Source organism: Sphingobacterium psychroaquaticum (genome assembly GCF_900177625.1).
Lineage (GTDB): Bacteria > Bacteroidota > Bacteroidia > Sphingobacteriales > Sphingobacteriaceae > Sphingobacterium > Sphingobacterium psychroaquaticum.
Genome location: NZ_FXAU01000003.1, coordinates 459,797 through 471,900, shown reverse-complemented (window position 1 = coordinate 471,900; position 12,104 = coordinate 459,797). Strand labels below are relative to the sequence as shown.

The 12,104-nt window shown below is 40.9% G+C and carries 12 protein-coding genes; 2 read left to right on the top strand and 10 right to left on the bottom strand.

All coding sequences use genetic code 11. From position 1 onward, the window contains the following. Nucleotides 1–22 precede the first annotated feature (22 nt). The gene (locus B9Y69_RS10360; RefSeq protein WP_085472866.1) at nucleotides 23–313 is read left to right on the top strand and encodes a helix-turn-helix domain-containing protein; all 291 of its coding nucleotides are present in this window, start codon (nucleotides 23–25) and stop codon (nucleotides 311–313) included. Between the two features lie 190 nt (nucleotides 314–503). Here the strand turns inward: B9Y69_RS10360 and B9Y69_RS10355 are convergent, their stop codons facing one another. Then, complete coding sequence (locus B9Y69_RS10355; RefSeq protein WP_085472865.1) at nucleotides 504–770, bottom strand: hypothetical protein; 267 nt, start codon at nucleotides 768–770, stop codon at nucleotides 504–506. A gap of 189 nt (nucleotides 771–959) precedes the next feature. On the opposite strand from B9Y69_RS10355, the gene B9Y69_RS10350 reads away from it, so the two are divergent. Next, nucleotides 960–1,682: an acyl-[acyl-carrier-protein] thioesterase gene (locus tag B9Y69_RS10350; protein ID WP_085472864.1), complete on the top strand. Its 723-nt coding sequence runs from the start codon at nucleotides 960–962 to the stop codon at nucleotides 1,680–1,682. A 58-nt stretch (nucleotides 1,683–1,740) separates the two neighbouring features. On the opposite strand, the gene B9Y69_RS10345 is transcribed toward B9Y69_RS10350, so the two are convergent. The 9 genes from B9Y69_RS10345 to B9Y69_RS10305 form a co-directional block, all read right to left on the bottom strand. Beyond that, nucleotides 1,741–2,367, bottom strand: coding sequence for a gluconate 2-dehydrogenase subunit 3 family protein (locus B9Y69_RS10345; RefSeq protein ID WP_085472863.1), 627 nt, complete (start codon nucleotides 2,365–2,367; stop codon nucleotides 1,741–1,743). An 11-nt stretch (nucleotides 2,368–2,378) separates the two neighbouring features. Continuing rightward, nucleotides 2,379–3,806 carry a Gfo/Idh/MocA family protein gene (locus B9Y69_RS10340; protein ID WP_144036544.1) on the bottom strand — a complete coding sequence of 476 codons (1,428 nt, stop codon included), beginning with the start codon at nucleotides 3,804–3,806 and terminating at the stop codon, nucleotides 2,379–2,381. A gap of 15 nt (nucleotides 3,807–3,821) precedes the next feature. Beyond that, entirely contained in the window at nucleotides 3,822–5,504 is a 1,683-nt protein-coding gene (locus tag B9Y69_RS10335) for a GMC oxidoreductase (RefSeq protein WP_085472861.1), read from the bottom strand. A 27-nt stretch (nucleotides 5,505–5,531) separates the two neighbouring features. Continuing rightward, nucleotides 5,532–6,779 carry an MFS transporter gene (locus B9Y69_RS10330; RefSeq protein WP_085472860.1) on the bottom strand — a complete coding sequence of 416 codons (1,248 nt, stop codon included), beginning with the start codon at nucleotides 6,777–6,779 and terminating at the stop codon, nucleotides 5,532–5,534. A gap of 80 nt (nucleotides 6,780–6,859) precedes the next feature. Continuing rightward, a complete protein-coding gene (locus tag B9Y69_RS10325) occupies nucleotides 6,860–7,777 on the bottom strand; it encodes a hydroxypyruvate isomerase family protein (RefSeq protein ID WP_085472859.1) in 918 nt (305 codons plus the stop codon). Nucleotides 7,778–7,795: 18 nt separating this feature from the next. Further along, a complete protein-coding gene (locus tag B9Y69_RS10320) occupies nucleotides 7,796–8,752 on the bottom strand; it encodes an FAD:protein FMN transferase (protein WP_234991205.1) in 957 nt (318 codons plus the stop codon). A gap of 33 nt (nucleotides 8,753–8,785) precedes the next feature. After that, nucleotides 8,786–10,099 (bottom strand): Gfo/Idh/MocA family protein, encoded by a 1,314-nt coding sequence (locus B9Y69_RS10315; RefSeq protein ID WP_085472857.1) that lies wholly within the window; start codon nucleotides 10,097–10,099, stop codon nucleotides 8,786–8,788. A 28-nt stretch (nucleotides 10,100–10,127) separates the two neighbouring features. Beyond that, the gene (locus tag B9Y69_RS10310; RefSeq protein ID WP_085472856.1) at nucleotides 10,128–11,111 is read right to left on the bottom strand and encodes a formylglycine-generating enzyme family protein; all 984 of its coding nucleotides are present in this window, start codon (nucleotides 11,109–11,111) and stop codon (nucleotides 10,128–10,130) included. Between the two features lie 81 nt (nucleotides 11,112–11,192). Further along, nucleotides 11,193–12,104 (bottom strand): AEC family transporter, encoded by a 912-nt coding sequence (locus B9Y69_RS10305; RefSeq protein ID WP_085472855.1) that lies wholly within the window; start codon nucleotides 12,102–12,104, stop codon nucleotides 11,193–11,195.

Sequence of the window (12,104 nt, the reverse complement as noted above, 5' to 3'; positions counted from 1 at the left end):
CGACTAAGTTACTTTATTACAAATGGCACAGGCAGAAATTGGTATTTACATCAGACAGAAAAGAGAAAGTTTGAGAATTTCGCAAGAGGCGGTAGCCTTTATGCTCGATATGTCGCAAGCTGCTTATTCGAAAATCGAACGAAACGAAACCAAGGTTAAGGTCGATCAAGTGTACAAAATAGCCGATTATTTTGGCGTTAGCGTATACGAGCTCTTGCCCCCTTCTTTGGCGAGTGACGTAACAAGTGAAAGCATTTTTGGTTTGGTATGGCACTCTATCAAAAGGCTATTTCTCAAATTTAAGCGAAGTTAACGGTACGAACCGATATTTCTCGCTTTTTTGGAAAAAAAACACGGCACCTACGTTTTATTTAACGTAGGCTAGGTATTTTGTAGCCTAATTTGTAACAGAAAATCCTTAAAAAAAGGAAAAGTAGACCTCGATCTCACAAAAAAAGGTAGAAATATTTCTATTCCTACCTTCACATTAATACTAAAATTCTCTATAGTGACACTTCAATTATTGCCTTTAAGGGAATCAATACGCCATTTTTAATCTGTACGTAGTTTTCTGTTAATGACCAAACTGTGGTCTCTACCCTTTTTGGTCCATCTTCCGTCTGGAAGACAATCGTCGTTTTTGACTTAAACTCATTTCCAAGACGTTGTGCTGCGGTAAGGATGTCATGCAGTACCAATGACCGATCTACATCTGCTGGAATAATTTTAAAATCCTGGATATGCTCCTTCTCAATAATCTGTCCTATCATAGTGCGTAAATTTAAGTTGACGTTCAAATATTATATCTCGAATCATCGATAGTTAAATATAAATTTAGTTACTGAATTTTCATAGATAACAACAAATTATTTACAATACTGTTATATTCACAGAATAGAATCAGAATGTCCTGTATCAAACAAAATAAATAGAGAACCATAATCTTTAAGATAGAAACTATGCAACAAGCAATATATACGAAATCATTTACGCTCGACTTCACACACTGTTACGCCAATGGACTACTAAAATATAGTGCTTTAAGCAACATGCTTCAACTTACGGCTGCCGATCATGCAGAAGAGTTGGGCTTTGGTTACTTAGAAATGGCAAAAGCACACCAATCCTGGGTACTCAGTCGAATCAGATTTGAAATCGAAAAATTACCCCGCTTTTTAAGTAAAATAGAGGTGCAGACATGGATACATGATTTTCAGGGTAACCGATCCACACGTGAATTCGAAGTATCGGTAAACGGAAAAAAGATGATTGGTGTAACAAGCTTTTGGGCCGTCTTTAACACCAAAGAGCGAAAATCCGAACAGCTGAACAAGGAGATCGATCCAGACATTGTCCTAAAAGAAAAAACAGCTACACGTCTCCCCTACAAACGTATTGACGCCACCACACATTACGACCACAGTTTCGCCTATGAAACTAAGCTATCGGATTTAGATATTGTAAACCACGTAAATAATGTAAAATACACGGACTGGTGCTTAGACACACTAGATAGCGAGATGGTACTGGAGAAACCATTTCACGCGATCAATGTCAATTATATTAAAGAATTGCGTTTGGGACAAGCTGTTCAAATCAGACAACATATAAGTGATAGCATAATAAATTTTGGCATTACAAAGGAAGATCGAACCGTTTTTCTAATGGAAATAGAGCGATAGATTTCATTAAAAAAGGAGGCCTCTAGGCCTCCTTTTTAATATTTACATCATGTAAAGCTTATGCGAAAGCACGATCACCTTTTTTATACGGGAAATTACCATCGTATCTACCAGGAATCTTTACATACCGTAAAGCTTGTGTCATACCAACTTCGGAAGTAAAGAAGCCCGTAAGGGTAAGTTGCTTAAACATCTGGAAAAAGTGATTTGGCAATTGCTCAACATCTTCTTTTTTCTTTCCAGCTTTTTCAGCCTCAGCATAAAGTGCATCTTGTTTCTCACCACGTGTCTTTTGAAACTCTTTCGCTTCTTTATCGTAAGCATTCACAAATTTCAGTTTTTCATCTTTCGATAATTCTTGAAATTTCTTTCCAAACTCTTTCTTCGCGCGTTCATCCAAACCGGCAAAACCTTCTAAGAAAGCTTTCTGATCTTGTGGCGTATAACAATCGCGAATCATCACTGGTATAAATTCACCAACACCTGCTTCTTTCGCTCCAGGAGTCGACGTTTTAGGTAAAATAGCCTCTGCTAGATCTCCCAATAAGTCTGTATTTGTCTTATCAAACAACGCCGCTACATCTTTAGATGCCGATCGTGTACATCCTTCTAGAAACAAGTTTGCACCGATTACCGAACCACCAACAAGCATGGCGACACGTTGAATTGCTTCTCTTCTATTCATTTTAAATACTTTTAAATCGTATAATTAACCTCCCAGCCACTACGGTACTGGCGTTTCACAAATTGGTTGACTATATCAAAGTTAGTCACTTTCATCTGGTTATTATCCCATAACAATTTAAGATTTCGTCCAGGATACTTACCATCGATACGTAAATCAGCACCGCGAATAGCTAAATTAGCCATTAATAGAGCCTCCGTCAACGGTCCAGATATTTCAAAAGGCGCACTCACCTCTTTTTTACCATAACCAGCGATCGCAGCTTCCACCCACTGTCCATAATGTCCATTTGCTTTGCCTTCTACGCGTGCATATTTCTGTGCGACATTTGCTTTACGGCTCGTAGGTAACAGACGTGCATTATCGCCGTAGGTATCCGCAAGAATCTTGCCCTTCGTACCAATTAACAAAATACCATTTCCACCATCGCCAAACACTTCATTTGGTTCTAACTCATCCGGTCTTGCAGGCTGAATACCACCATCCATCCAATGAAGTGTTACTTGTCCTTGTGTTTTTGGCGTCTTAGGAAATGTCATTGTTACGTGGCTCGATGGCGGACAGCTTTCCGGATAATAAGCACGTTTGAACTCATCTGCATACACCGTTCCTACACTTGCTTGCACGTCCTGTAGATACTTCAGGCCTAACGTACTAAATGGTACTTCCAGTAAGTGACAACCCATATCTCCTAATGCTCCTGTACCATAATCCCACCATCCACGCCAGTTAAAAGGCACTAATTTCTCGATATAATCTTTGTTCGGAGCTGTTCCCAACCACAAATCCCAATCCAGTTCTTTTGGCACCTCGGCCGTTTGTTTCGGCCATGGAATACCTGAAGGCCATACCGGACGGTCTGTCCAACAATAAACCGTATGTACATCACCAATCAAACCCGCTTCATACCATTCCTTTATCTCACGAGGGCCATCATTGGACGCCCCTTGATTCCCCATTTGCGTTACTACCTTGTATTTTTTTGCAGCTTCCGTTAACACGCGAGCCTCCCACACATCGTGAGTCAAAGGTTTCTGTACATAAACATGCTTACCTAATTGCATCGCCGCAAGTGCTTGGATAGCGTGGTTATGATCCGGAGAAGATACCGACACAGCGTCGATATGCTTATGCTCTTTATCCAACATTTCACGATAATCGCGATAGTACTTCGCTTTCGGGAAAGATTTTACGGATCCCGCTGCTCTACGGTCGTCTACATCACAGAGAAAAGCAATTTCAGCTTTTCCGCTCTTATGGAAAGAGGCAATATCACTTTGTCCTTTACCCCCCACACCAATGCCAGCAATCATAAGTTTGTCACTTGGCGCAACAAACCCCGGACCACCCAATACATGGCGCGGAACAATCATGAAACCGGCGGCAGCCAACGCTGCATGCTTAATAAAACTTCTTCTGGAGTTATCTGTTTCTTTCATAATTATAGCTGGTTATTAAAGGTTACCTTTTTTAAGTTCTTCAACGGCAAAGTTTACTGCACGTGCCGTCATAGCCATATAGGTAAGGGACGGGTTTACACAAGCTCCCGATGCCATCGCAGCACCATCGGTCACAAAAACATTCTTTGCATCCCAAACCTGGTTATGTTTATTTAATACCGAATTTTTCGGATCCGTTCCCATACGTGCCGTTCCCATCTCGTGGATACCTTGTCCGAAACCATATTCATTTTCAAACGTATACACATCCTTCACACCAATCTTCTCTAACATCTCTTTCATCTCTGCCGTCATATCGACGCGCATTTTCTTTTCGTTATCCTTGATTTCCATATCCATGGATAACACAGGCAAGCCCCATTTATCTTTTTTGTCTTTATCCAAGAAGATACGGTTTTCGTGATAAGGTAAAATCTCACCGAAAGCGGTAAAACCAATAGACCAATCACCTGCCTCAAGCATGGCGTCCTTCCAGTCGCCTCCAACACTCATTTCAGCGACCTCACCTTGCCAGCGTCCACGACTTGCTGCCCCTTGATAACCAAAACCGCGAACATAATCTCGTTTCTTGGTATCTCCTTCAACATTTACAAAACGTGGCACATATAAACCTGTTGGACGACGTCCAAAGATATATTTATCTTCGTAACCTTCCACACGGCCTCCAGCCCCTAAGCGGAAATGGTGATCCATTGCGTTGTGGCCCAGCTCACCTGAACTACTTCCCAGTCCACCTTCCCAAACATCAGTTGCTGAGTTCATCAATACCCATGTGGAGTTAAAGGCAGAAGCACAAACAAAAATTACTTTTGCAAAGAACTCATAGGTCTTATTTGTTTCTGCATCAACAATCTCTACTCCTTTTGCCTTTTGTGTATCCTTATCATAGATAATTTTCGTCACGATAGAAAACGGACGAAGTGTCAAGTTTCCAGTAGCCACTGCAGGAGGCAATGTCGAAGATTGTGTACTGAAATATCCACCGAAGTTACAACCTAACCAACATTGATTTTGATACTGACAGTTAATACGGCCGTGGTGTGGTTTTGTAATATTTGCTGTCCGCCCCATGATAAAGTGACGTTTACCTCCATACTCTTGTTTCAAGCGGGCAGCTAGATCTTTTTCTACCACGTTGAAATCCATCGCAGGTAGAAAATCACCATCAGGCAATACAGCTAGCCCATCTCTGTTACCAGAAATACCAGCCCATTTTTCCGCGTAGCTATACCAAGGTGCCATATCCGCGTAGCGAATAGGCCAATCCGTACCGTGTCCATCTTTAGCATTTGCTTCAAAATCTAAATCCGAAAAACGGTAGCTCTGACGGCCCCACATTAAGGATCTACCACCAACATGGTATCCACGAAACCAGTCGAAACGTTTTGTCTCGGTATATGGGCTTTCTTTTTCATTCACCCAAAAATCAAGGTTTTTCTCATTCAATGGATAGTCCCGCTTAAGTACGGGATAATCAGCCTCCATTTGTTTGGTACGACCACCACGGTGCTCGTACTCCCACGTGTTTTTATTTGCGTGGTAATCTTTTACGTGTTCAACATTGCGACCACGCTCTAACATAATTGTTTTTAGCCCTTTCTCAGTCAGCTCTTTGGCTGCCCACCCCCCACTTATTCCAGATCCAATAACAATTGCATCATAAACATTATCTGCCATATCTCTTCTATATTAGTTTAGTTTGTTTTAATCGTTTACACTTTTTGTTTCTACTTTCTCGTCTTTAAACAAAACCAAGAAAATAATCAATACAACAAAAGCAATACCCGCAGGTACAATCCATGTCTGTTGCCAGAAGGCTGCTACATCTGTTGCTTTAATATCTTGATACTTCTCACCGATATACCCGGCTACCCAGAAACCGATCAGTTGTCCGATACCGTAGGTTGCTAACGTAATAAGTCCTTGTGCTGCACTTTTGTATTTAACACCAGCTTTGCTATCCGTATAAATCTGTCCTGATACAAAAAAGAAATCATAACAGATACCGTGTAAAGCAATACCTAAAATAAGCATGAAAGATAAGTCACTAGCATTTCCGTACGCAAATAATAAATAGCGTACTACCCAGGCCAACATACCAATCATAATCGTTTTCTTGAAACCAAAACGTACAAATAAAACAGGAAGAAGGAGCAAGAAAACCGCTTCAGACACCTGACCTATCGCCATCTTTCCTGTTGCATTCGTCAAGCCAATTTCCACTAAAAACGAATTTGCATTTTGGTAATAGAAAGCAAGCGGAATACAGATTAGAATCGAAGAAACAAAGAAAATAAGGTAGTTTTTGTCCTTCAACAGCTTAATGGCATCCAGACCTATCATAGAAGCAAAAGATGGCTTCTCATCTGCAGTAACCTTCACCGGAGGTGTTTTAGGAAGGATAAACGAAAATAATCCTAAAATCAAGGATGCGATAGATGCCATCAAAAAAGTGTTTTTCAATGCGCCTACAGCAGCTCCTTCAGCAGAATCCCAGCCTAGGAAACTAATCGTTAATCCGGCAATGATCCAACCTATTGTTCCCCATACACGAATACTTGAGAACTGTTTTTCAGGGTTCGTAAGCTGACGGAAAGATACCGAGTTTACCAGAGATAACGTTGGCATAAAAAGAATCATGTAGCTCAACACATACGGATAAAAGACGGTCACATCACTGGTATTATACATTTGGAACATTAAAAAAGCTCCAACTATATGCAAAATACCTAAGATACGTTCTGCATTGAAGTATCTATCAGCAATCATTCCAATGATAAAAGGCGCTATAATAGCTCCCAAAGACTGTGTTGAAAACACATTAGCAATCTCGTACTGAGAAGCTTTCAAATTTTGAATCAGGAACGTTCCCAATGTTACGAACCATGCTCCCCAAATAAAAAATTCGAGAAACATCATAAATGATAGTTTGAATCTTATTGATACTGACATTAGATTATAGGTTTATAAGAGATAAATATATCTACTTCTCACTAAATAAAAAAATTTTTGTTTCCTAAATTGGTTTGCGTTTAAAAGTTATCCACTTCACGATACGCTGCAACCAAAGCCTTTTCTCCTTCTACACCTGATTTAGACATACCGTGCTCCATACCTACAATACCGGTGTACCCTTTCTCTTTTAACCACTTAAAGACATTTTTATAATTGATTTCTCCTGTCGTTGGTTCTCGACGACCCGGATTATCACCGACCTGTACATACGCAATCTCGCTCCAACACAAATTCATTAGATTAATAAGATTACCTTCATTCTTTTGTTGGTGGTATGCATCGTAAAGGATCTTACATGATGGACTTCCCACCGCCTTACATATTTCGTACGTTTGATCGGTATAACGCAAAAAGAGATCCGGCGTATCACTTAAAGGCTCCAAAACCATGGTAACACCATGTGGTTCTAAGAGTTCAGCACCGCGCTTTAATCCTTCAATAACATTAGCTGTCTGTACACCGATAGGAAGGTTACGTTGATAATCCCCCGGCACAACAGTAATCCACTTCGCATTGACACGCTTCGCTATTTCGATTGACTGACGAATACCATTTAGAAAAATATCAACATGCTCTTTCTTTCCTGCAGCCAATGTATTCGCACCATTTCCTCCTTTAGGAACAACAAAGACGCCCATACGCATACCTAATTTCGCGAGCAGTTCGCCAACCTTTGTTTGGTCTTCTACCGAACGCCCCGGCATACCGTTATCTTCAATGCTACGAAAGCCTAGGTCATACATATACTTAATCTCATCTAAGAAATTTTTTCCTGCTGTTGCAGAAAACATGCCTTGATGTGGTGCATAATCTAGTTTAAACGTCGCATTTGTTGCATTTTTTGTCAATTGCTCATTTGCCATAGTCTGGTTATTTAACAAAACTGTACTTCCCAACAATGCGGCCCCATTTTTAATAAAATCTGATCGTTTCATATTTGTTTATAAACTTGGTTACTCTTGAATATATTTTTTAAAACCGGTCGAAAATGCCTCCCGAAAGAGATCACCTTCCTTATAGATGATATATAACTCGAGGTTTCTAATGGAATTAGCTAACTTCAATCCTTCTGCAACAGGGAGTGCCATAAATACGTTGTCATATGCATCGGCATCCATCGCTGTCTCCGCGATCACGGTAACACTCGCAATATTATTTTGAAGTGGATAGCCGTCATATGGATTGATATGATGGTGAACCTTTTTCCCGTCCACATCAAATGCCTTTCGATAATTTCCAGAGGTCGTTACAGCTTTATTAAAAAGACTCAACACAAACGATGATTCTACATCCCCCTCCGGTCGCTCTATTGCTACTTTATAGGTCTCTCCCCCTTCTTTCCGACCTTTGGTTTTGATCTCTCCGCCCAACTCCACCATATAACTCGTTACATGTTGTTTATCCAGAAAACGAGCTAATACATCTACGGAATATCCTTGTGCAATACCATTCACATCAATCGATACTTCGTTCCTCTTTTTCAGCAATCGCTTTCCTTTGACCTTTAATTTATCCATCCCAACAAATTCCATCACACTATCAATCTGCCCTTGTGTCGGCCATTGGCGAATACGTTCAGGCCCAAAACCCCACAAGGAGACTAATGGCTTTACGGTAAGATCAAACATCCCTTTAGATTGCTTATTTATATCGAACGAGCGACACACAACATCACGCATCATCCCATCCATTTCTATCTCGCGGGTCGTTGCCTTATTAAAGGAAGAAATCAAAGACTCTTTTTTGTATATAGACATCGATAAATCGATAGCGTGTAATATACTATCGATATCTTGTTTCTGGACAACCGCTGTAGGATGTTGATAAATAATCCTATAAGTCGTTCCTTGAGCCCTACCCTCCAAAAGGTATTTAGGTTGTTGCGCAAAAGCACAACAACCTAAACACAAAAAACTATATATCAAAAATAGTCTTATCAAAGCCTAGATATAAAGTTCCGTATTTTTGCCTGGCATTGGAACTGGGTACTCTCCCGCTGCATTAGGTAAAATCTTTGGCATCGCATCCCATGCGTATGTTGTCGGCATTAAGTCGACAGTAGACTCCAACGCTTTATCCCACTTAATTACTTTACCTGTATAACATGCAATGCGTCCAATAACACCAGTTAATGTACTGTATGCACCATACTCTGCATCGTTGAACTTATATTCTCCTTTAGCAATCGCTTCAAAAAGCTCCTTATGCTCTTGTTGATACGCATTAGGATTTCCTTTCGGGTCATGTCTGTAAATTTCGTTTCCTTTGGCATCCCATAATACCGCTTGATTACCAGCCGATAGATATACACGTCCTTTTGTACCTTGGAATGTTTCATCAACACGATTCGAAATCCCTTCGAAGTGACGACATTGACTATAAACTACTGAACCATCATCGTAGGTAAGCTCAATTGCGAAGTTATCATAAATCTCGCCGTATTCCTTCGCCGTTCTGTGCGCACGACTACCCGTTCCCTGGATTGAAACCGGATATTTACCTTTAACCCAGTTTGCGATATCAATATTATGGACGTGCTGTTCCACGATATGATCCCCACATAACCAGTTGAAATAATACCAGTTACGCATTTGGTATTCCATCTCCGTTTGTCCCGGTTTACGCGGGCGCACCCACACACCGCCACTATTCCAATATACTTGTCCAGAAACCACATCCCCAATAGCACCATCATGAATGCGTTTGATTCCCTCTCTATAGTTTGTCTGGTAACGACGTTGCAAGCCAACTACAACATTTAACTTTTTCGACTTCGCGATTTCCGCAGCAGCCAATACACGACGTACACCCGGGATATCTACCGCCACAGCCTTCTCCATGAAGACGTGTTTTCCTTGCTTCACCGCTTCTTCAAAATGTTGAGGGCGGAAACCCGGAGGCGTCGTTAACAACACCACATCCGCATCTTTAATAGCTTCTTTATAACCATCAAAGCCTACATACTTACGGCTATCTGGAACATCAACTTTATCTCCAAATTTTTCTTTTAATGTGTTATACGTTGAATCTAGATTATCTTTAAAAGCATCAGCCATAGCTACCAACTTGATATTTTGCCCGGAAGCAAAAGCATCAAAAGTTGCCCCTGTACCACGACCGCCACAACCAATTAATGCAATCTTGATTACGTCAGAACCAGCTGCAAAAACACTGCTTACGGGCGATGCCGCCAGCACTGTCGCGCCAGCTACGGCCGAACTGGCCTTAATAAATTCTCTTCTTTTTAAGCTTTCCATTGTACTTATGTTAGGTTTAGATAGTTTACTAAAAATCTTTAATCGGTGCTTTATCATAATAAGCCATAATTTCCTCGTGTGAAGGCGCTTTTGCCGGACGGACTAAACGGAGTCCTACAAATGGGGCTTCAGGAAACCACCAATTAGATTTAGGGATCTGTGGATCCAATTGTTTCCAAAAAGGATCAGACGCCAAACGCGAAGCCGATCTAAGGTCTGCGGGCTTGCTCTCAAAAGACCCACCACGCACACTATGCGGGTAAAGCGAGGTTGGTACTGAAACAGGGTTATCTGCTACTTTACCTTCAAATTGTTTATAGAAATCCTCTTTGTACTGATCAAAAGTCCATTCGGCAACGTTCCCGAGCATATCATATAAACCCCAGGCATTTGGTTTTTTCTTACCTACAACTGATGTTTGACCGTTACTATTTTCTGAAAACCAAGCATAATCGTTTAACTTCGTAGCATCTTCACCGAAATAGTATTCCGAAGTTGATCCAGCACGACAAGCATATTCCCATTCCGCTTCCGTTGGAAGACGATAGAATACTCCGGTACGCACATAAAGCCACTTACAAAACTGAATAGCATTATAGTGAGTCATCGCTAAAGCCGGGTGCCCCTCTTTTCCCATACCGAAAGTCATATCCAGATACGGTTTAGTCGGTCGTGTCACTGCATCGACCTTATCACTTACTTTTCCATCTGTTGTTTTCGTTACTTCGAGATCCTTATAGACAAAAGGTTCGTATAAGTTCCAAGTAACCTCAAAGGTACTCATCCAGAAGGGGCTGATTTTAACTTTATGAACAGGTTTTTCATCTTGTTTTGCCGATTTCGCACTTCCCATAGCAAACTCTCCACCCGGAATCGCTTCCATGGAGAACTCTAAATCTGTACCCGTTAATTTCTGTACATAACGTGCATGTTTCTGCTGGCCGGTAGCCAAAAAAGAGGTCGCTAACAAGGCAAAAGCCAAACTCCCCTTTTTTACTAAGTTTATACTCATTAATCTAGACTTTATAAATTGTGGTTAAATATAGAAATTATAATGTTAAAAGTACACTAAGATAGTTTTGCAATAAATTAGTTACAAAAACGTTTGCGTAAGTACAAAAAAGCCCCAAGTGGTCAATAAGCCTAAAATGATACTGACCCCAATAATAGCATTTCCGAGCTTAACATTCAGTTTAAATTCTTGCAATACCATACTCGTGGCCACCAAACTGGGCATAGCCATTTCAAACGCGGTAATACGTACGACATCTCCTTTTAGATCTAGTAAATAAAAAAGAAGAACAAGGAGTGCTGGCCCTAAAAGAAGCTTATAGCATAACGATAAAGACATGGTTACCACTTCGGATCGATAAAATGTAAAGCTCATTTGCATGCCAATAGAAAAAAGTGCCAATGGAGAAACCGTCGATGCCAATTGATGGAAGAAGGGCGACAGCGTGTCTATATTTATGAAGCGAGGTATAGAGAGTGCGAGTAAACAGCCGATCAAGGGAGGGAAAGAAAAAACGCGTTTCGCTATAGGCCGAAAAGAAATCGCCCCTCTTGGACCTAGTCCGCCCCGTAGTGCAATAACAATACCTACAGTAGAAAGAAGCATAAAAGTAACTTGATCACAGATAATCGCCCAACGTACCTGATCCTCGCCGAAATAGCTCGCTACAAGCGGAAAGCCGACAAAGGAGGTGTTACTCAATCCAGAGACAAGCATGAGCGTGTGCGCGGTCCGTTTAGACAAGCGCAAAAAACGCCCCAAAACCTTGACAAACATCACAGAGCCCAAAAGAATGAGCATCGGCGCAACCACCGCAACCAACAAGGTATTGTCCCATGCTAAAGTAGGCAGATACTTAAATGCTGTAGCTGGTAATCCAATATAAATTACCCATATATTAATGGCTTTATAGCTATCCGATGGCACTAATTTAAAGCGCCTTACCAAGTAACCGGCAAGTAAACAAAATGCAATCATCAAAAAATTAAACAT